The sequence below is a fragment of the Bradyrhizobium sp. SZCCHNRI20481 genome (assembly GCF_032485055.1).
Classification (GTDB): domain Bacteria; phylum Pseudomonadota; class Alphaproteobacteria; order Rhizobiales; family Xanthobacteraceae; genus Bradyrhizobium.
The window spans coordinates 177,222-195,411 of sequence record NZ_JAUEUE010000006.1 but is presented as its reverse complement, the minus strand read 5'-3'; the positions used below and the strand labels follow the sequence as shown (position 1 = coordinate 195,411).

The 18,190-nt window shown below is 65.1% G+C and carries 20 protein-coding genes; 11 read left to right on the top strand and 9 right to left on the bottom strand.

Annotation, left to right across the window (positions count from 1 at the left end; genetic code table 11):
- Positions 1 to 7 precede the first annotated feature (7 nt).
- Entirely contained in the window at positions 8 to 166 is a 159-nt protein-coding gene (locus QX132_RS11720; protein WP_213737209.1) for a hypothetical protein, read from the bottom strand.
- 218 nt (positions 167 to 384) lie between these two features.
- The gene (locus tag QX132_RS11715; RefSeq protein ID WP_316161226.1) at positions 385 to 696 is read right to left on the bottom strand and encodes a hypothetical protein; all 312 of its coding nucleotides are present in this window, start codon (positions 694 to 696) and stop codon (positions 385 to 387) included.
- Between the two features lie 173 nt (positions 697 to 869).
- On the opposite strand from QX132_RS11715, the gene QX132_RS11710 reads away from it, so the two are divergent.
- Positions 870 to 1,055, top strand: coding sequence for a hypothetical protein (locus QX132_RS11710; RefSeq protein ID WP_315756833.1), 186 nt, complete (start codon positions 870 to 872; stop codon positions 1,053 to 1,055).
- A 211-nt stretch (positions 1,056 to 1,266) separates the two neighbouring features.
- Here QX132_RS11710 and QX132_RS11705 read toward each other — a convergent pair whose 3' ends face one another.
- Positions 1,267 to 2,508 (bottom strand): LLM class flavin-dependent oxidoreductase, encoded by a 1,242-nt coding sequence (locus QX132_RS11705; RefSeq protein ID WP_315735365.1) that lies wholly within the window; start codon positions 2,506 to 2,508, stop codon positions 1,267 to 1,269.
- Positions 2,509 to 2,950: 442 nt separating this feature from the next.
- On the opposite strand from QX132_RS11705, the gene QX132_RS11700 reads away from it, so the two are divergent.
- Positions 2,951 to 4,417, top strand: a complete 1,467-nt coding sequence (locus QX132_RS11700; protein ID WP_315797249.1) for a PHB depolymerase family esterase — start codon at positions 2,951 to 2,953, stop codon at positions 4,415 to 4,417.
- 49 nt (positions 4,418 to 4,466) lie between these two features.
- Here QX132_RS11700 and QX132_RS11695 read toward each other — a convergent pair whose 3' ends face one another.
- Positions 4,467 to 5,135, bottom strand: coding sequence for an MBL fold metallo-hydrolase (locus tag QX132_RS11695; protein ID WP_316161224.1), 669 nt, complete (start codon positions 5,133 to 5,135; stop codon positions 4,467 to 4,469).
- 492 nt (positions 5,136 to 5,627) lie between these two features.
- On the opposite strand from QX132_RS11695, the gene QX132_RS11690 reads away from it, so the two are divergent.
- The gene (locus tag QX132_RS11690) at positions 5,628 to 6,110 is read left to right on the top strand and encodes an MmcB family DNA repair protein (RefSeq protein ID WP_315735358.1); all 483 of its coding nucleotides are present in this window, start codon (positions 5,628 to 5,630) and stop codon (positions 6,108 to 6,110) included.
- Positions 6,111 to 6,267: 157 nt separating this feature from the next.
- Here the strand turns inward: QX132_RS11690 and QX132_RS11685 are convergent, their stop codons facing one another.
- The 3 genes from QX132_RS11685 to QX132_RS11675 all read right to left on the bottom strand — a co-directional run bounded on the left by QX132_RS11685 (position 6,268) and on the right by QX132_RS11675 (position 7,134).
- Positions 6,268 to 6,528 carry a DUF1488 domain-containing protein gene (locus QX132_RS11685; protein WP_315735356.1) on the bottom strand — a complete coding sequence of 87 codons (261 nt, stop codon included), beginning with the start codon at positions 6,526 to 6,528 and terminating at the stop codon, positions 6,268 to 6,270.
- A gap of 100 nt (positions 6,529 to 6,628) precedes the next feature.
- Complete coding sequence (locus tag QX132_RS11680; RefSeq protein ID WP_315775737.1) at positions 6,629 to 7,036, bottom strand: hypothetical protein; 408 nt, start codon at positions 7,034 to 7,036, stop codon at positions 6,629 to 6,631.
- Positions 6,997 to 7,134 (bottom strand): hypothetical protein, encoded by a 138-nt coding sequence (locus tag QX132_RS11675; protein ID WP_315735351.1) that lies wholly within the window; start codon positions 7,132 to 7,134, stop codon positions 6,997 to 6,999. Before QX132_RS11675 ends, QX132_RS11680 begins: the two co-directional genes overlap by 40 nt.
- 506 nt (positions 7,135 to 7,640) lie before the next feature.
- Between QX132_RS11675 and QX132_RS11670 the strand changes: the two genes are divergently transcribed.
- The 3 genes from QX132_RS11670 (at position 7,641) to QX132_RS11660 (ending at position 8,770) form a co-directional block, all read left to right on the top strand.
- Positions 7,641 to 7,910 (top strand): hypothetical protein, encoded by a 270-nt coding sequence (locus QX132_RS11670; RefSeq protein ID WP_315735348.1) that lies wholly within the window; start codon positions 7,641 to 7,643, stop codon positions 7,908 to 7,910.
- Entirely contained in the window at positions 7,903 to 8,199 is a 297-nt protein-coding gene (locus tag QX132_RS11665) for a hypothetical protein (protein WP_316161223.1), read from the top strand. Before QX132_RS11670 ends, QX132_RS11665 begins: the two co-directional genes overlap by 8 nt.
- 205 nt (positions 8,200 to 8,404) lie before the next feature.
- Positions 8,405 to 8,770, top strand: a complete 366-nt coding sequence (locus QX132_RS11660; protein WP_315735343.1) for a hypothetical protein — start codon at positions 8,405 to 8,407, stop codon at positions 8,768 to 8,770.
- Positions 8,771 to 8,791: 21 nt separating this feature from the next.
- On the opposite strand, the gene QX132_RS11655 is transcribed toward QX132_RS11660, so the two are convergent.
- Both QX132_RS11655 and QX132_RS11650 read right to left on the bottom strand, forming a co-directional pair.
- The gene (locus QX132_RS11655) at positions 8,792 to 9,346 is read right to left on the bottom strand and encodes an ActR/PrrA/RegA family redox response regulator transcription factor (RefSeq protein ID WP_315715137.1); all 555 of its coding nucleotides are present in this window, start codon (positions 9,344 to 9,346) and stop codon (positions 8,792 to 8,794) included.
- Positions 9,347 to 9,520: 174 nt separating this feature from the next.
- Entirely contained in the window at positions 9,521 to 10,876 is a 1,356-nt protein-coding gene (locus QX132_RS11650) for an ActS/PrrB/RegB family redox-sensitive histidine kinase (RefSeq protein WP_315735341.1), read from the bottom strand.
- Positions 10,877 to 10,973: 97 nt separating this feature from the next.
- Here QX132_RS11650 and QX132_RS11645 point away from each other — a divergent pair, with 97 nt between their 5' ends.
- The 5 genes from QX132_RS11645 to QX132_RS11625 all read left to right on the top strand — a co-directional run bounded on the left by QX132_RS11645 (position 10,974) and on the right by QX132_RS11625 (position 18,075).
- Positions 10,974 to 11,765, top strand: a complete 792-nt coding sequence (locus QX132_RS11645) for an ABC transporter ATP-binding protein (protein WP_316161221.1) — start codon at positions 10,974 to 10,976, stop codon at positions 11,763 to 11,765.
- Positions 11,762 to 12,574 carry an ABC transporter permease gene (locus QX132_RS11640; RefSeq protein ID WP_315735337.1) on the top strand — a complete coding sequence of 271 codons (813 nt, stop codon included), beginning with the start codon at positions 11,762 to 11,764 and terminating at the stop codon, positions 12,572 to 12,574. Before QX132_RS11645 ends, QX132_RS11640 begins: the two co-directional genes overlap by 4 nt.
- Before the next feature lie 124 nt (positions 12,575 to 12,698).
- Positions 12,699 to 14,027 carry a polyhydroxyalkanoate depolymerase gene (locus tag QX132_RS11635; RefSeq protein WP_315735335.1) on the top strand — a complete coding sequence of 443 codons (1,329 nt, stop codon included), beginning with the start codon at positions 12,699 to 12,701 and terminating at the stop codon, positions 14,025 to 14,027.
- A gap of 208 nt (positions 14,028 to 14,235) precedes the next feature.
- Positions 14,236 to 15,075: a SprT family zinc-dependent metalloprotease gene (locus QX132_RS11630; RefSeq protein WP_315735333.1), complete on the top strand. Its 840-nt coding sequence runs from the start codon at positions 14,236 to 14,238 to the stop codon at positions 15,073 to 15,075.
- 318 nt (positions 15,076 to 15,393) lie between these two features.
- Positions 15,394 to 18,075 carry an EAL domain-containing protein gene (locus QX132_RS11625; RefSeq protein WP_316161219.1) on the top strand — a complete coding sequence of 894 codons (2,682 nt, stop codon included), beginning with the start codon at positions 15,394 to 15,396 and terminating at the stop codon, positions 18,073 to 18,075.
- The last annotated feature ends 115 nt before the right edge of the window (positions 18,076 to 18,190 follow it).

Sequence of the window (18,190 nt, the reverse complement as noted above, 5' to 3'; positions counted from 1 at the left end):
AGGATCATCAGCCGCCCGATTTGTTGATTTTCTTCACCTTGGCGTCGGTTGCCTCGATCGAGGCCGCCAGCTCCAGGATCGCCTTTGCCAGGAGGTCGGCGGCCTCCTTGGGGTCCTGCGACCGTTCGGCGCGCAGCGCGTAGTTCTTGGCTGAGGAGAGTGACATTGGCGACCTTTCCCACGGAAAAGCCCGCCGGGTCGAGACGACGGGCTGCCTGACGCGTCCTACGCGCGAGCGGTCCCTTGCAGACCGTGCGCGATTAGCCGCGAGAATGGCAGAGCGGGGTTAAGAAAATCCTCGTGACGCTCGCTTCGCCTATGCGTCGTCTGCCGCGCGCGTGGCCGCGTCGCGCACGAACGTCGGTTCGCGTCGAGGCGCCGATTTCAAAGCACGACGCCTTGGCGATAGGCGAGCTTGGCCCGGCCCTTTATCCGCATGCCTCGCCGCGAGACCTCGAGAGCGATTTGGTCGCGGTCGATTCGGGTCATCAGGACGCCGCAGCAGTCATAATGCGCAATTCCAATGTCGCGGCCTGTTTCGACGTGCAATTCCATGCGGGCCGGGTCTGGGCCGAAATTGCGCACGATCGCGTCGTCGCCATAAAAGCGCTTGATCGTGTCCTTGATGAAAATGACTTCATCAGCAGACAAGGGAGCGGGCGGCTGTGGAGGGCGCTGGGGTTTGGCAGCGGGCATGGCGCTCAAAGTAGCGCCCGGGCAGTTTGGAGCCAAGCCTCGCCTGCCCCATGGCTTGACTGTTCTCACTGTCATCGGCGAGCGCAGGACCGCTCGCTTCAGGACCAGCCGCGCCTCAGAACTTGTAGCCGACGCCGACCGTCGCCGTATGCGTTCGCGTCGTCACATGCGCGGTGAAGCGGTCGTCGAAGCCGACACCGACGCCGCCGGCGACGAAGAATGTCCGCCTCGCCACCGTGCTCGGCCTCGTCGTCTACCCGCAATTCCAGAAGCCGGTCGACCTGCCGGCCCTGCGCGAGACGCTGAAGCAGATCGCGACCATCGCCGACTGCGAGAAGCTCGTCGCGGCGGTGAGGTAGTCACGCGCTCGACCGTTCGAGTCGCGCCTTTCCGCCATATTAGAGTCCAACCATTAAGGCCGTCATGGCCGGACTTGTCCCGGCGATCCACGCCGTTCGACATGGTGGATGGACGTGGATGCCCGGGTCAAGCCCAGGCATGACGAGTAACTAATTAGCAGCATTGAATGCCGCGATATTGCGCGTGCCGCGGAGCGGCTTCGCCCCACGCTCACCCTCGCTGCTTCGCCGCCGCCTCCTGCAGATCCGGGGCATTCACGGCCGGAATCGCGATCCGTCCTGGTCCCGTCTGCGACAGCGCGGCGGCGGCCTTGTCGTTGTCCATGATCTTGGCCATCACGGCCTGGCCGGCGCGGTCGAAGATGGCGCGGTTCTCGATGACGAATTTCTGCGAGCGGCGCAGGCCGTCGATGTAGCCGTTGATCTCCGGCACCACGTAGCGCGCGACCATGTCCCAGCTGCGCCGCGAAGCTTCCGGGTTGGCCCAGTCGTGCACGAAGCCGATGATGTGGCCGACGCCGCCCGACACCTGCATCAGGTTCTTGATCGTCTTGACGAGATCGTCCGGCGTGCCGATCGTCGACGCCGCGCCCTCGACGAAGGCGGTCTTGTCGACGGCCTCGTCCGGCGATGAGAAGGCCTTCAGGCCGGGCCGCATCAGGGTGCCGACGGTGTACTCGTTGTGCCAGCGCATCAGTCCCGCGCCGGCCTCGCGCCGTGCCTGCTCGCGCGTCTCCGCGATGTGCCAGGACAGCAGCACGCGCCAGTTGGCGCGGCTCACTGTCGTGCCGTGCTTCTTCGCCGCGTCCTCGGCAAACTCCCATTGCTGCGGCAGCGCCATCAGCCCCTGCGTCGACATCGAGCCGAGCGAGATGATGCCGATGCCGTATTTGCCGGCCAGCGTCATGCCGGACGGCGAGATCTGCGAGGCCACGACGAACGGCATCTCCTCCTGCAACGGCAGGATCTGCAAGGCCGCATCGTTCATCGTGAACCAGTCGCTCTTGGCGGTGACGCGCTCGCCGTTGAACAGGCGGCGGATGATGGCGATCGCCTCGTCCTGACGGTCGCGCTGCGTCATCGGATCGATGCCCAGCGTGTGGGCATCGGAGGCGAGCGCGCCGGGGCCCGAGCCGAAGATGGCGCGGCCGCCGGTCATGTGATCGAGCTGCACCATCCGCTGCGCGACGTTGTAGGGATGATGGTAGGGCAGCGAGATCACGCCGGTGCCGAGCCTGATGCGCTTGGTGCGCTCGCCGGCGGCGGCGAGAAACATCTCGGGGGAAGCGATCATCTCCCAGCCGCTGGAATGATGCTCGCCGCACCAGAACTCATCGTAGCCGAGCTCGTCGAGCTGCGCGACCAGATCGAGGTCGCGGCGGAATTGCAGCATCGGATGCTCGCCGATCGGATGATGCGGAGCGAGGAACGCTCCGAATTTGAGCCGCGCCATGCGTTTTCTCCCAAGCGGAATTCGTTGTTGCTTGCCGATCAGGCTAATTGGCGCATCGGTGTCAGGCAATCACCTTGGCGCGTATGCCGATCGGTGCATGGCTGCCATTTGTTTGTTTACTGATCGCCGATCGGTACGGCACACTTCCCGCTGACATGGTCGATTCGCGATGTGGCTCGAATGATGATTTCCAAATCGCGGTCGTCGGCCTTTGCGGTTGCGGAGTCTGTCGCGTTCACGCCAACGGCGATATTCGTGGTGCTCGGTTCGCATTTCGGTGATTGCTGCGTGAAGCGCCGCGTCGGCGTGGCATTTAGATCGCAGCAAGACCGAAATTCGCAATCAAATTGCTGACGTCCGGGATGGTGTGGGCTTTTTCTTTTGCACTGCAGCAACCATCTGGGTGATGGTGGATTGTCTACCCGCTGCCGTGAATACGCGAATGCCTAAGGAGCTGCCGTTGTCCCTCGCCGAAAATGTTGAGTATTTGCGACGGCTGCGCGAGCTGAACAGTATTACCGGATTTGCCGATTTTCATCGTCAGCCGCGTCGCGCTCCAGAGAATCCCCTGATCGAGATCGAGCACTTCGGCACCAACCCTGGGCGCCTGAAGATGTTTGCCTATGTGCCGGCGCAGCGTCAGCCGCTGGCGCCGCTGGTCGTCGTGCTGCATGGCTGCGGGCAGGGCGCCGCCGACTACGATCTCGGCGCCGGCTGGTCGACGCTCGCCAAGCATTTCGGCTTCGCGCTGCTGCTGCCGGAGCAGCAGCGGGTCAACAATCCGCAGCGCTGCTTCAACTGGTTTCAGTCCGAAGACATCACGCGTGATCAGGGCGAGGTCGCCTCGATCCGTCAGATGATTGCGCGCATGGTGGCGGATTGTGCCATCGATCCCAGGCGCATCTACGTCACCGGCCTGTCGGCGGGCGGCGCGATGACCATGGCGCTGCTCTCGGCGCATCCCGAATTGTTCGCTGCCGGCGCTGTCATCGCCGGGCTGCCGTTCGGCACCGCGCGCAGCATGCGCGACGCGATCCTGCAGATGCGGATGCCGCCGGCGCGCCCCGCAGGCGAGCTCGGCGATCTCGTTCGTCGTGCCTCGAACCACCGCGGCAAGTGGCCGAAGCTGTCGGTGTGGCACGGCACAGCGGACTACACCGTGCATCCGGACAATGCCGGCGAGATCGTCAAGCAGTGGCTGGACCTGCACCATCTGCCGCTGGCGCCGATGGCCGCGGCCGAGGTGAACGGCTATCCGCATGAGCAATGGTGGAATGCCGACGGCGAGACCGTCGTGGAATCGTTCACGATCTCCAACATGGCGCATGGCACGCCGATCGGGATCGCGGCCAACGACAAGCGCTATGGCAAGGCCGGGCCGTTCCTGCTCGAGGCCGGCATTTCCTCGTCCTATCACATCGCGAAATTCTTCGGCGTCACCGATTGGATTCGTCCGCTCAAGGCGGCCACGACGTCGCCGAGCACGAAGCTGATCCCGCAGGTGTCGCCGATCTCGGCGGTGCCGGCCTTCACCAAGACCTTGCGACGCGCGGCGGACGCTCCATCGCCCGCTGCGGAACCGGTCGACGTCAAGCCGGCCGAGATCAAAGTGGTCGAGCCCAGAATGTCGCCGACCGGCATGCTGCTCTCTGCACCGGCATCCGCTGCGGTCCCGCAGCCCGAGGTCGAGCCCCAGTCGCCGTCGCGGAAAGCGGCCAAGTCCAAGCCGGACCAGAGGCCGGAGTCCAAGCCCGTGGCCGTCTCCAAGCCCGTGGAGCCGAAACGGCTGGAGTCGGCGACCGGCGAATCTTCGATCAACGGCAGTGGCGCGACCGTCAGGCCGCGGCGCCGAACCATCGACGTCGCTGCCGTGATCGACCGTGCCCTGCAAGCGGCCGGCCTGAAGTAGGCGGCCACAACCGCAGCCGTTCAGAGCTCGCTCGCGAGGGACGCGCGGGTCAGACGTCCCCGGTCAGGAACGGGTTGGTCATGCGCTCCTGGCCGAAGCTCGATCCGGCGCCATGGCCGCAGATGAAGCCGACGTCGTCGCCGAGCGGCAGCAGCTTGTCCTTGATCGATCTGATCAGCGTCTCATGGCTGCCGCCGGGCAAATCGGTGCGGCCGACCGAGCCGTTGAACAGCACGTCGCCGACCTGGGCGAAGCGCATCTCCTTGTTGAAGAACACGACGCTGCCGGGCGAATGTCCCGGGCAATGCAGGATGTCGAAGCTGAGCTCGCCGATCTCGACGCGGTCGCCCTCATCGAGCCAGCGATCCGGTGTGAAATCGCGCACGCCTGTGATGCCGAAGCGCGCGCCGCTGGCGACGACGTTGTCGAGCAGGAACTTGTCGGCGACATGCGGGCCTTCGATCGGCACCTTCAGCGCGTCGCGCAGATCGGCCGCGCCGCCGACGTGATCGATATGGCCGTGCGTCAGCCAGATCTTCTCGACGGTGATATTGGCCTGCGCGATCGCCGCCTGAATGTTGGGCACGTCGCCGCCGGGATCGATCACGATCGCCTTCCGGGTCGCCTCGCACCACAGGATGGTGCAGTTCTGCTCGAACGGCGTGACGGGCACGATCATCGCGCCGGCCTTCGCCTTGGTGGTTTCGGGTTCGCTCATGGCGCCAGCATGCCGATTTTTCGCAGTGCGCCAAGCGAAAAACACCGCGTCACGGCGACCTGACACCTCACCGGCATCATCCATCGCCTGCCACTCTTTCGACGCTCGATGTCGATGCGATCTGGCTGTCGCCGATCTTCACTTCGTGGGCCGCAAAGTACGGCTGACGGCCTGACGGCCGCCGCGACCACGATCAACACGCCGATGCCGGTCGGGATCGACGAGGCGACATTGTTGGCGTGTCTGAGGACGGAGATGTCCGATCCAAGGTGGCGCATGCACGTGCAGGCGTTTTTCGACGAGGTCGATGTCTCCGTGATCCATAGTCTTGTCGTCGGCCATGTCGTCACGTTCGCAGAGCTACGACGTCGACCTGGATTCGAGCGCCGCCCTGCGGGCGGCCGTCTGTTAAGCGGAAGGCTGGCGTCAGGTTCCGGTTCCCCGGTGATTAGCGTGCTTGGGCGACGCCCGGAATCGGCTATGCTGTGGCGCATGGAATCGTCAGCCGCCAGGATCAGCCTCGTTCCCATCGACCGACGCCAGTCGGAGACGGCGCTGGCGATCGCGCGCGGCACCTCGCGCTTGCTGCGCTCGCTCGGCTTTGCCACCATCAGCGAGCTGCCGCTGCCGTCGGGACGTCGCGCCGACCTGGTGGCGCTGAACGAGCGCGGCGAGATCTGGATCGTCGAGATCAAGTCGTCGGTCGAGGATCTGCGCGCGGATCACAAATGGGAGGACTACCGTGCCCATTGCGACCGGCTGTTCTTCGCCTTCACGCAGGATCTGCCGTGCGAGATCTTTCCGCAGGACACCGGCCTGATCGTGGCCGATGCCTATGGCGCCCACCTGCATTGCGAGGCGCCAGAGCACAGATTGCCGGCGCCGACGCGCAAGCTCATGACGGTGCGCTTCGGGCTCGCGGCGGCGCAGCGGATCAACCGGCTGATCGACCCGCAGGGCCACGCGGACCTCTAGAGAATCCTCAAATGCGGTCCACTGGACGGGGGTTCCCCGCCTAGGTAGGTGACAGAGGCTCCGTCAGGTCACGAGTCTCAAGATGAGAGACATCAGCATCGCTGAGAGCCGATCCGCATCACCACCAGCCTGGCCGATCGATCGCCAGGCATCGCCGTCAAAAATTGGCAGCGACGAGATCGTAGGATCCCCGGCTGCCGCGGACATAGACCCTGGCGGCGGCGGCGCAGATCCGCTCGCGGTTGGAATCGAACGCGGTCAGAAAGCCCGACTCGTCCGGACGGGTGTCGGGTTGAAGGCGTCTCAACGCGCCCTCGTCGACGAAGAACGACGCTTCCATCGCGCTGTCATAGCCCCAGAACCGTACGGCACGTCGCGTGCGGTCATAGGAGCGGCTGTGATTTGGAAACTCAATCATGTGTGTGTCCGATCAGGTTCGGAGGACGCCGCCGATAGGGCGGAGGTCCTCCAAGGGGCGTCGTTCGGCGGTGGTCGCCGGCGACAACGGGTCGCGCATCTCAATCGAAAGCCGACGGCAACTCGCCGTGGCGGAAGAGGACCGTCGGCTCATCGTCATAGTCACCCATGTCGGGATCGCCCGAGGATGAGAAGGCGACGACGCCTGCCTTGCTCGACACCAGTCGTTCCGCAGTCCGCAGCGCGCTCGCTTCCGTCTTGCAGGCGATCGGCGTCTCGGCTTTCGCGCGTCCGCCCCGGCCGGCGCTGAACGCCTGAACGAAATAGATCGTTTCGCGCGCCATGTTCTGTCCTTTGGGCTGTCGAGTACGGTCGGCCGCATCGTCACCGCATTGCGCGCGGCCTTGATTGCGCGCGGCCCTGCGGCCTTGCGGGAGAACCATCCAGACTGATGAGGACCGGAAATCTCCTAGCGCTTCTTCTTGTCGCTGGAAAAATCCGGCTGCCATGCTCCGGTCTTCTGGCTCGGCGCTGCGGCAATGCTCTTGGGCTTTTCCTTCTTGGGCTTCTTGGCTTCGCGATTGCCTTTTTGCTGACCTTTGGCCATGTCGATCTCCTCTCGGCTCGGGTTGGAGCTGGTTCAACGCATCGAAGGCGCCGCGTCGATCCTGCGTGCGCGGCGTCACTGCCTATCGGCCGGGTGGCCGTCATCCACCGGCTGCCGACGGGGCGCACGGTGGTCTGATCTACGAATGCAGCGCGGCAGTTGCGAGCGCGAGAAGGATCAGCAGAAGCGGCACAATGATGGGTGGAACGATCCACTCGCTCAGACGAAACTGCGGCATTGGCTGTCCCTCGCGTGTTTGCGGCGGGAGCGCTCGTGACCCTCAGTCACCGATGAATGCCGTCGGAATGGCGGTGATCGCCATTGATACACCCTGGCTCCTGCAATAGCGAGCACCAAAGCGCAGCGACACGGTCCGATGACGCCCGGCCGCTCGTCACGTCGTGCTGATGAGAAAGCGGTGGCTATTGCCGGCCGTAAGGCGCATGCTCCGAAGAGCTCGAAGTTGCGACAAGCGACAGCGAGGCTGTCGCGAAAGGTAGGCGCAGATGAGCATCCGCTCGCGGCGCGAATTCGTCACCTTCAAACATCCGTTCCGGATCAGAAGCATCGAGCGTCTCTTGCCCGAGGGCACCTACGAGGTGGTCACGGACGAGGAGCTGATCGAAGGATTGTCCTTTGCTGCCTACCGTCGGGTTGCGACGATGATGATGCTGCCCGCCGCCGGCTCGCGCTCTGCGGCCGTCGAGATGGTGTCCGTCAGCTCGGTCGATCTTGCAGACGCGCAGCGTGTCGACGCGAGTGCGTCGGATGACTGATGAACCGCTCGATCTCGACAGACACCGCGGGATGAGCGCGCAGAAGGCCGTGGACCTGCGTCGCGCTCTGGCCGAGGCCGAAAGTCACGCGCGGGACCTGCGCGAGCGGCAGGCTGTTCTCGAGCAGCACTTGCTCGCCAACGCGGCTGCGTCGTGGCCGGAAGCCGCCGCGAAGGCGCGCTATCTCCTGAACATATATGCCGCGAGCCTTGCGGAACAGGATACCAGGCACCGGGAGCTGATCGCCGCCGTCCTGGCCGACTTCTCCCGGCTGACGGGGGAGAGCTGACGCGAGCCGGGGCATCGGGGCGCCGCCCGGCCTTGGATCCCCCGCCCGATCCAAGACTGTTGCTGGCGCAACAACATTCGCTTGTCCCGCCCTCCCGGCAATTTCCCATCTCTGCCCGATAAATGCCCCGCATGGGGCGCAACATCTCGGAACATTTTTAAGGCTCGAGCGGTATCCAGCCGAGGGGTGCGAACAGGGACGACAGATGCGACGGGTGCTCTTGGCGTTGACACTGCTCTACGCGACCGGAGTTCGCGCGGAGGAGATGGCGTTCTACGTCCTGGGCGTGGGCGCCGATTCCTGCGAGCGCTTCATCACCGCCGCCGAGGAGCAGCCGCCCGGCACCTACAAGGCGATCGGCAATGCCGACGGCCCCTACGTCAACGCCATCTCAAAGTATCAGCAGTGGATGATGGGCTACGTCTCCGCCATCAATGCGGACCGCGGCGACGAGGGCCGGCAGATCAAGCTCGATCTGACCGAGGTCGACAGCTGGATGCGCAATTGGTGCAGCCGCAATCCGCGGCGCACCGTCTTCCATGCGCTGCAGGCATTCGTGAAGTCGCACTGAGTGCGGACGAGCCGCAAAAGCCTACTTCGGCGCGCGCTTGGCGAGGATGCGCTGCAGAGTGCGGCGGTGCATGTTGAGCCGGCGGGCCGTTTCCGAGACGTTGCGGTTGCACATCTCATAGATGCGCTGGATGTGCTCCCAGCGGACACGGTCGGCCGACATCGGATTCTGCGGCAGCTCGGACTTTTCGCTGGTGGTCGACAGCAGTGCTGCAACGACGTCGTCGGCATCCGCCGGCTTGGCGAGATAGTCGACGGCGCCCATCTTCACCGCCGTCACGGCGGTGGCGATGTTGCCGTATCCGGTCAGCACGATGGCGCGGGCCTCGGGGCGCTTGCGCTTCAGCGCCGACACCACGTCGAGGCCGTTGCCGTCGCCCAGCCGGAGGTCGACCACGGCGAAGGCCGGCGCTGCCTTGCCGATCTGTGAAATACCTTCGGCGACGCTTTCGCAGGAGGTGACCGTGAAGCCGCGAGTCTCCATGGCGCGCGACAGGCGCTCCAGGAACGGCTTGTCGTCCTCCACGATGAGGAGAGAGCGGTCCGGGTGGTTCGTCAGTTCGGCGATGGCGCCCACGGTCATATCCTTGAGAAGAAGGCTCGATGGTTGCGAGACGTCTGGTCCATCCTCATATGGTCTGCCGACCGGCCGCTGCCAAGATCGCGGGTTGCCGCAGTCTGCGGCGTGACGCCGCGCGGGGCGGGTGTGCTGTATGCCAGGACCACGCCGGCGGCGGCTGCCGCCGAGGCTTCATTCCGGCTCCGCCTCGCCATCGTCGTCCTCGCTGGCCTCGAAGCGCCGTCGCGGCCACACGATCTGGACTACGGCGCCATGGTCGGGGAAGGTGCGATTGCTGAACGAGACCTTGGCCCCGGTCCGCTCCAGCAGGGTGCGGGCGATGAACACGCCGAGCCCGAGGCCGCCGCCCTGGTTACCTCCCGGGCCGTCCTCGGCGCTGGGCCGTCGCGACAGATAGGGCTCGCCGATCCGCTTCAGGATATCAGGTGCGAAGCCGGGGCCGTCGTCGGACACCACGATCTCGACCGTCTCATTGTTCCACCAGGCGTTCACCTCGACGGCGTTGCGCGCGAAGTCGACGGCATTCTCCAGGATGTTGCCGACGCCATAGAGGATCGCCGGGTTGCGCGAGCCGACCGGCTCCTTGGCCGCGGCCACGGCGACGCGCACCTTGATGTCGACGCCGAAGTCGCGATGCGGGGCCACCGTCTCCTCGATCAAGGTCGACAGCTTCATCCGGTCGTACATCGACCCGATCGAGGACAGCTGGGTGATCTTGCCGAGAATGTCGCGGCAGCGCTGCGCCTGCTCGCGCAGGGTCTTGATGTCGGAGGTGACCTGGCTGTTGTCCTGCAGGGCGCGCTCCAACTCGCGCGAGATCAGCACGATGGTCGCGAGCGGGGTGCCGAGCTCGTGCGCGGCGGCCGCCGCGAGACCGTCGAGCTGGGTGAGGTGCTGCTCGCGCGCCAGCACCAGCTCGGTCGCCGCCAGCGCGTCCGACAGCTTGCGCGCCTCCTCGGTCACCTGGAACGCATAGAGGCTGGTGACGCCGATCGCGAGCGCGATCGAGAGCCAGACGCCGAACAGATAGATCGGCGGGAAGATCAACGGCTCCTCGCCTTCCCACGGCAGCGGCAGGTGCATGAAGAACAAGGCGGTTGCGCAGGCCACGGCGAGCAGGCCGAGCATGATCGTCAGGCGGACGGGGAGGGCGGTCGCCGAGATCAGCACCGGCGCCAGGAACATGTAGGAGAACGGATTCTCCAGCCCGCCTGTGAGATAGAGCAGCACCGTCAGCTCGACGATGTTGAGCGCGAGCAGGCCTCCGGCGTGGGCCGGCTCCAACAACTGCATCGGGTTGAAGGCGATCTGCAGGCCGAGATTGAGCAGCGCCGAGATGCTGATCACCGCGAGACAAGGCACCACTGGCAGGTCGAACTCCAGCCCCTGCACCACGATGAAGATCGCGCTCAACTGACCGAGCGCCGCCAGCCAGCGCAGCCGCAGGATGGTGTCGAGCCGGACGCGCTGTCGCGGATGGCGATAGTCGGTATCGGGCGTGTCGATGATCAGGGCGTCGTCGGTCATGACGGGAACCTAATGCCGCGCAGGCGCGGCGACAAATCTGGCCGGCCGTTGGTGGCCTGTTGCGGTTTGCGGCACAATGCCTCAATGAACCCCTCCCATGACGCAAGATGACGCAGTGCCGACCCTCTCATCCGATTCCAGCTCGGTTTCGCCCGCGATTGCCGTGTCGCGGCTGACCAAGGTCTACAAGACGACGACCGCTGTCGACGGCATCTCCTTTGCGATCCGCCGCGGCAGCATCACCGGGCTGCTCGGCGGCAACGGTGCCGGCAAGACCACGACGATTGCGATGATCATGGGACTGGTGCAGCCGACCTCGGGCGAGGTCGCCGTGCTCGGCCACAGGATGCCGGACGAGGCTGCTGCCGTGCTTGGGCTGATGAATTTCGAGAGCCCCTATGTCGACATGCCGATGCGCCTCACGGTGCGGCAGAACCTCACCATCTTCGGCCGGCTCTATGCGGTGGACCACCTCAAGGAGCGGATCGCGGAGCTCGCCGCCCAGCTCGACCTGACCGACTTCATCGATCGTGCCAATGGTAAGCTCTCCGCCGGGCAGAAGACGCGCGTCGCGCTGGCCAAGGCGCTGATCAATGATCCCGAGCTGCTGCTCTTGGACGAGCCGACCGCCTCGCTCGATCCTGACACCGCCGATTGGGTGCGTGGCCATCTCGACAGCTACCGCAAGCGCCGTGGCGCCACCGTGCTGCTCGCCTCGCACAACATGCTGGAGGTCGAGCGTCTCTGCGACCGCGTCATCATCATGAAGCGCGGCCGCATCGAGGACGACGACAGCCCGGCGCAGATCATGGCGCGCTACAACCGCTCGACGCTCGAGGACGTATTCCTCGACGTCGCCCGCGGCCGCGACCGGGAGGCCGCGCAATGAACGATCTTTCGCTCCGCATCGCCCCGCACCGGATCGGCGCGATGATCCTGCGCTACTGGTATCTGCTGCTGTCGTCCTGGCCGCGGCTGCTGGAGCTGATGTACTGGCCGACCTTGCAGATCATCACCTGGGGGTTCCTGCAGACCTACATCACCGCCAATGCCGGCTTCTTCGCCCGGGCCGGCGGCACCCTGATCGGCGCCGTCATCCTGTGGGACATCCTGTTCCGCGGACAGCTCGGGTTCTCGATCTCCTTCCTCGAGGAGATGTGGGCGCGCAACATCGGCAACCTGATGATGAGTCCGCTGACGCCGATCGAATTCCTGCTGGCGCTGATGACGATGAGCCTGATCCGGTTGGCCATCGGCATCATCCCGATGACCCTGATCGCGGTCTGGTTCTTCGACTTCAACCTCTACAGCCTCGGCCTGCCGCTGATCGCCTTCTTCTGCAACCTGATCTTCACCTCCTGGGCGGTCGGCATCTTCGTGTCGGGGCTGGTGCTGCGCAACGGGCTCGGCGCCGAGAGCATCGTCTGGACGCTGATGTTCGCGCTGATGCCGCTCGCCTGCGTGTACTATCCCGTTCAGGTGCTGCCGCATTGGCTGCAACTGGTCGCCTGGTCGCTGCCGCCGACCTACGTGTTCGAAGGCATGCGCGCGCTGCTGGCCGATCACGTCTTCCGATCGGACCTGATGCTGACCGCGCTCGGGCTCAATGCCGCCCTGCTGCTGGCGTCGTTTGCGGCATTCATTGCCCTTTTGCGTAGCGCGCGCCGCGCCGGCTCGTTGCTGGCGGCAGGGGAATAATTGCGCTTTTCCCGTGGATTTCCGGGCTCATTTCGTCGCTTTGCGGCGTTGACACGTACAACACCGCATTGACGCTTAATTGCGCATTCGGCAGTATGCTGCATTGCAGAGAGGTTGAACGAGAATGCCGATAGGTGAGTTTGGCGGTGCACCGCCCCTGGCGTCGGAAGGCAGTCCGGTCCTGACGACGCCGATGTACTGGATGTACGAAATGGCGCACGCCTCGCTCAATCCGGCGCGCGCTGTCACCGACGCCACCAAGATCCTGTTTCAGAACCCGCTCAATCCCTGGGCCCACACCCAGATGGGCAAATCGGTCGCGGCGGCCTGCGAGCTGTTCGAGCGCACCACGCGCCGCTACGGCAAGCCCGAATGGGGCCTCGACGAGACCGAGGTCAACGGCATCCGGACCCCCGTCGAGGTCCGCTCGATCTGGGAAAAGCCGTTCTGCCGGCTGCTCTATTTCGACCGCAAGCTGACCCGCCCGCTGCGCAGCCCCCAGCCCCGGCTGCTGATCGTGGCGCCGATGTCCGGCCATTACGCGACCCTGTTGCGCGGCACGGTGGAAGCGTTCCTGCCGACCCACGAGGTCTACATCACCGACTGGTCTGACGCGCGGATGGTCCCGCTGGCCGAAGGCCGCTTCGATCTCGACGACTACATCGACTATGTCATCGAGATGCTGCGCTTCCTCGGCACCAACATGCACGTCATGGCGGTGTGCCAGCCGGCGGTGCCGGTGCTGGCGGCGGTGTCTGTCATGGAGGCCGAGCGCGATCCGTTCGCACCGATCTCGATGACCCTGATGGGCGGCCCGATCGACACCAGGCGCAACCCGACCGGCGTGAACAATCTCGCCCAGGAGCGCGGCATCGACTGGTTCCGCAACCACGTCATCACCAAGGTGCCGTTCCCGCATCCAGGCGTCATGCGTGACGTCTATCCGGGCTTCCTGCAGTTGAACGGCTTCATCAGCATGAATCTCGACCGCCATGTCGACGCCCATAAGGCGCTGTTCGCCAACCTCGTGAAGGGTGACGGTGACCAGGTCGACAAGCACCGCGACTTCTACGACGAGTATCTCGCGGTCATGGACCTGGCTGCGGAATATTATTTGCAGACGGTGGAGACCGTGTTCGTCAAACATGCGCTGCCGAAGGGCGAGATGACCCATCGCGGCACCCTGGTCGATCCGTCGAAGGTCACGCGCGTGGCCTTGATGACAGTCGAAGGTGAGAAGGACGACATCTCCGGTCTTGGTCAGACCGAAGCGACGCACGGACTCTGCTCGTCGATCCCGGATCACCGCCGGGTTCACTACGTGCAACCGGGTGTCGGTCATTACGGCGTGTTCAACGGCTCGCGATTCAAGTCGGAGATCGTGCCGCGCATCAACGATTTCATGCTGTCGGCAGCCGATCCGAAGTCGCTGCTCGCCATTGCGGCTGAATGAGCGAAGACGATGGTCACCGCGCATCCGAATCCGGATGCGGGGTAACCCTTTGAAGGGACGCTAGAAACCGGAACTCAGGAGTGACTCAAGCAGTGAATGTGGCGTCGCTTCTTGAGCGATGCTTTTGAATCTGAATTCATGTTTTTGGGGGCGCGCGAGGCCCAACCGCTAGGGTGCGGAACCTTCCGAACCCCTGTATGTTGGGCAAATGATTTGTTTTTGCGCCGAGCGCTTTCCCTGGCGGTGGATATGGCAAAATCCGGGCGAGTTCTTCCCTCCCGGACTGACAGAAATGGCCACTCGCGCGCTACTTTATCGGCGGCCCGCCGAACCTTCGCGTCTTCTCGTCAAGCATGGCTCGCAAATCTACTCGATTAGATTGCGGCGTCACCGTCGTGCGCGACGTTATACCCTGAGAATTCATCCGTCGGATCGCGAAGCGATCCTCACGATGCCTCCGCGCGGCACGATCATCGAAGCGAAAGACTTCGCGCAGCGTCACGGCGCGTGGATCGCGGCGCGTCTTGGCCGTCTGCCGAAGGCGGCGCCGTTCCTGCCGGGCACTTTGGTGCCGCTGCGCGGCGTGCCGCACAAGATCGTGCATCGCGCGGGCGAGCGCGGCACGGTGTGGACCGAGACGCGAGACAGTGGCGAGAAGATCCTGTGCGTGGCCGGCGGGATCGAGCACACCGAACGCCGGGTGCTCGACTTCCTGAAGCGCGAGGCGCGCCGTGACCTGCAGAAGGCCGCCGACGCCTATGCCGAGCAGCTCGGCGTCAAGGTTAAGCGGCTGTCGATCCGCGACCAGTCGAGCCGCTGGGGCTCATGCACCTCGGCCGGCTCGCTGTCGTTCTCGTGGCGCCTGATCCTGGCGCCGCCCTTCGTGCTCGATTATCTCGCCGCGCACGAGGTCGCTCATCTGATCGAGATGAACCACTCGCCGCGGTTCTGGAAGGTGTGTGGCAGGATCTGCTCCTCGGTCGAGCGCGCCAAGAAGTGGCTCGACACCTGCGGCAACGATCTGCATCGCTATGGCATCGACGACTGAAGTCTCGACGATAGAGCATCTCGACGATGCGAGTCCCAATGGCCCGGCCTTCTGGTCCGGGCCATTTCTTTGTCGGGTTCCAATCTGCATCGATGAACTCAGAACCCGCGTGCGGACTATCGAATTCTTAAGCCTTCTCGCCTGCAGTCGGAGGATATTGCCCAATTCGGCGGCGCCTTAACGCGGCCGTAACGCTGCGCTCGCCAGATTTACCGCGATCAACCCCAAGGTGACGTCCCAGCGAGCTGCCGGGTCGTTCGCTGCAACCAAAGCGCCGATCGTTTCTCTCGAAACGTGCAGCGCGCCTCGAATCGAACGATGCCTGCAAGCGAGTTCCAACCGGCCGCATCCACACAATTGCTCTCGGCCGCGCTCGACGGTGCCTCCGAGGCGATCCTGTTTCTCGACGCGCTGGGCCATGTCCAGCACGCCAACCAGGCGGCGTCGGTGCTGCTGCGGCGTGAGCCGGCCGCTCTGATCGGCGCCGACCTCGAAAGCCTGGGTCTGCCCGCGGATCTGATCCCGGCGCCCCCCTGCGACGAGACGACGGACGCGCAGCAGGAGGCGGACCAGTCCGAAGCCCGCGAAATGACGATGCGCCATGCCGATGGCGGGCGGACCCGCCTCCGCCTGTCGCTGTGCGCTCTCCCGCCGGGCCGCGACGACGAGCCGGTCCGTTCGCTGCTGTTCATTCGTGACGTGACCACCGAAGTCGACATGCGCGAGCGCAATGCGCTGCTGACGTCGGTCGCCGACCGGACCAACCGGGCCGTCATCGTCACCGATCGCGAGCTCAACGTCCTCTATACCAACGCCGCCTTTGCCGGCCTGTTCGGCTACACGCCTGAACAGGCGATCGGGCGCCGCGCCGAGGAACTGCTGATCGGCCCCTGCACTGATCCCGCCATCGTCGACCGGCTGAGGCAATGCCTCGAGGACGATCGCGGCATCGAGGAGGACGTGCTGGTCTACGACAAGGACGGCCGCGAGATCTGGACGACCGCCTATGTCAAGGCGCACCGGACCAAGCGGGGCAAGGTCAGATATCTGTTCGGGCTGCTCACGGACATCCGGGAGACCAAGCAGTTGCGCTCGCTGCAGCAGCTGATCATGGCGTCGCTGGCGTCCGACGTTTCGATCACGACCATCGCCGATCAGCTGTGCCGCCGGGTCGAAGAACTCGCCCCGGACGTCGTCTGCTCGATCCTGCACGTCGATTCCGATGGCCGCATGCATCCGCTCGGCGGCGCCAGCCTTCCGCCCGCTTATTCGGCCAGCCTCGACGGCGTCGCGATCGGGCCGGACGTCGGCTCCTGCGGCACCGCCGCCCATCTCTGCGAGCCGGTGCTGTCGCACGACATCGACAATGATCCGCGCTGGCAACCCTACAAGGCCGGCCCGCTCGCCGCCGGCCTGCGCGCCTGCTGGTCGTCGCCCATCAAGGGCAAGGACGGCCGTGTCATCGGCACCTTTGCCTTCTACTTCCGTGAATGCCGCGGCCCCAGCCCCTGGCACGAGCAGATCGTGGCCGCCTGCGTCCAGCTCGGTGCGCTCGCCATCGAGCGCCAGGAGGTCCGCTCGACGATCTCACAGGTCGCCTATCATGACATGCTGACGGGCCTGCCCAACCGTGCCCGCATCCCGTCGCTGATCGCCGAAGCCATCAAGGCCTGTCCGGAAGGCGGACACGTCGCCGTGGCCTTCCTGGACGCCGACAATTTCAAGGACGTCAACGACACGCTGGGCCATGCCGCCGGCGACGAGTTCCTGGTCGGCTTCGCCAACCGCCTGCGAGCGCAGATCCGCAACGGCGACATGCTGGGCCGTCTCGGCGGCGACGAGTTCGTGATCGTGCTGCAGAACCGCGATGCCCTGGAAGCCTCGCTCGCGGCGGCGCGCATCACCGCCGCGCTGGCGATGCCGCTGACGATCGGCAAGCGCCAGGTGCCGATGTCGGCGAGCATGGGGCTCAGCCTCTATCCTGATAATGCCAAGGACATCGAGACCCTGATCAAGCAGGCCGACGCGGCGATGTACAAGGCCAAGCGCGGCGGCCGGGCGACCTACCGCTTCTTCAGCGCCGACATCGACAAGCTCGCCGAAGAACGGCTGATGCATTCGACAGCGCTGCGCGAGGCGATCGCCAGCGAGGCCCTGACGTTGCACTATCAGCCGCAGATCCGCACCCGCGACGGCGCGATCCACGGCGTGGAAGCGCTGGCGCGCTGGCACGATCCGGTGCTCGGCGAGGTCTCGCCCGCCAAGTTCATTCCGCTTGCCGAGGAATGCGGCCTGATCGAGCAGATCGGCGTGTGGTCGATCAAGCTGGCCTGCCAGCAGATGGCGTCGTGGCGGCGTGCCGGTCTCGACATCCCCTGCATCTCGGTGAACCTGTCGCCGATCAACTTCCAGAACGTCAATCTGGCGGCGATGGTGGCGCAGATCCTGGCCGCCAACGATCTGCCGGCGAAGATGCTGATGCTGGAGATCACCGAAGGCGTTATCCTCAACGAGCGCGCCACCGTGATCGCGACCATGAACGAGCTGCGCAACATGGGCGTCGGCCTGTCGCTGGACGATTTCGGCACCGGCTATTCGAGCCTCAGCCGGCTGGCCCAGCTACCGATCGACGAGCTGAAGATCGATCGCAGCTTCATGCGCGATTTCGAGAACGACAGAGGCACGCGGGCGATCGTGACCGCGGTCGTGCGCGTCGGCCAGAGCCTCGACGTGGCCGTGGTCGCCGAAGGTGTCGAGACGGAGCCGCAGCGCAAGCTGCTGGCCGAGCTCGGCTGCGATGCGATGCAGGGCTTCCTGTTCGCGCGGCCGATGGCCGCCAGCGCCTTCAGCCGCTGGCTGCTCGACTACAGCGCCCATCGCGCGAGCCTGATGCTGCGGCTCGTCGGACGCGCGCTGGCGCAGGCCTCCGGTGATGCGAAAGGCGAGGGTGCTGCGAAAAGCGAGCCGTCATCGCGGCCCGTTGCGGCCGCCGCGGGCTGATCAGGCCCGACTCACTGTCTTCCCCTGACGAGCATCGCTCGTTGTGTCGCAACACGCAGCGCATTTGCGCTTCCGTCGTCATTCCGGGTTCAAGGCCTGCGGCCTTGCCCCGGAA

Coding starts and splice junctions, on each gene's coding strand:
- QX132_RS11720 (WP_213737209.1), bottom strand. CDS start 166: ATGTCACTCTCCTCAGCCAAGAACTACGCGCTGCGCGCCGAACGGTCG.
- QX132_RS11715 (WP_316161226.1), bottom strand. CDS start 696: ATGCCCGCTGCCAAACCCCAGCGCCCTCCACAGCCGCCCGCTCCCTTG.
- QX132_RS11705 (WP_315735365.1), bottom strand. CDS start 2,508: ATGGCGCGGCTCAAATTCGGAGCGTTCCTCGCTCCGCATCATCCGATC.
- QX132_RS11700 (WP_315797249.1), top strand. CDS start 2,951: ATGCCTAAGGAGCTGCCGTTGTCCCTCGCCGAAAATGTTGAGTATTTG.
- QX132_RS11695 (WP_316161224.1), bottom strand. CDS start 5,135: ATGAGCGAACCCGAAACCACCAAGGCGAAGGCCGGCGCGATGATCGTG.
- QX132_RS11690 (WP_315735358.1), top strand. CDS start 5,628: ATGGAATCGTCAGCCGCCAGGATCAGCCTCGTTCCCATCGACCGACGC.
- QX132_RS11685 (WP_315735356.1), bottom strand. CDS start 6,528: ATGATTGAGTTTCCAAATCACAGCCGCTCCTATGACCGCACGCGACGT.
- QX132_RS11680 (WP_315775737.1), bottom strand. CDS start 7,036: ATGGCAGCCGGATTTTTCCAGCGACAAGAAGAAGCGCTAGGAGATTTC.
- QX132_RS11675 (WP_315735351.1), bottom strand. CDS start 7,134: ATGGCCAAAGGTCAGCAAAAAGGCAATCGCGAAGCCAAGAAGCCCAAG.
- QX132_RS11670 (WP_315735348.1), top strand. CDS start 7,641: ATGAGCATCCGCTCGCGGCGCGAATTCGTCACCTTCAAACATCCGTTC.
- QX132_RS11665 (WP_316161223.1), top strand. CDS start 7,903: ATGACTGATGAACCGCTCGATCTCGACAGACACCGCGGGATGAGCGCG.
- QX132_RS11660 (WP_315735343.1), top strand. CDS start 8,405: ATGCGACGGGTGCTCTTGGCGTTGACACTGCTCTACGCGACCGGAGTT.
- QX132_RS11650 (WP_315735341.1), bottom strand. CDS start 10,876: ATGACCGACGACGCCCTGATCATCGACACGCCCGATACCGACTATCGC.
- QX132_RS11645 (WP_316161221.1), top strand. CDS start 10,974: ATGACGCAAGATGACGCAGTGCCGACCCTCTCATCCGATTCCAGCTCG.
- QX132_RS11640 (WP_315735337.1), top strand. CDS start 11,762: ATGAACGATCTTTCGCTCCGCATCGCCCCGCACCGGATCGGCGCGATG.
- QX132_RS11635 (WP_315735335.1), top strand. CDS start 12,699: ATGCCGATAGGTGAGTTTGGCGGTGCACCGCCCCTGGCGTCGGAAGGC.
- QX132_RS11630 (WP_315735333.1), top strand. CDS start 14,236: ATGATTTGTTTTTGCGCCGAGCGCTTTCCCTGGCGGTGGATATGGCAA.
- QX132_RS11625 (WP_316161219.1), top strand. CDS start 15,394: ATGCCTGCAAGCGAGTTCCAACCGGCCGCATCCACACAATTGCTCTCG.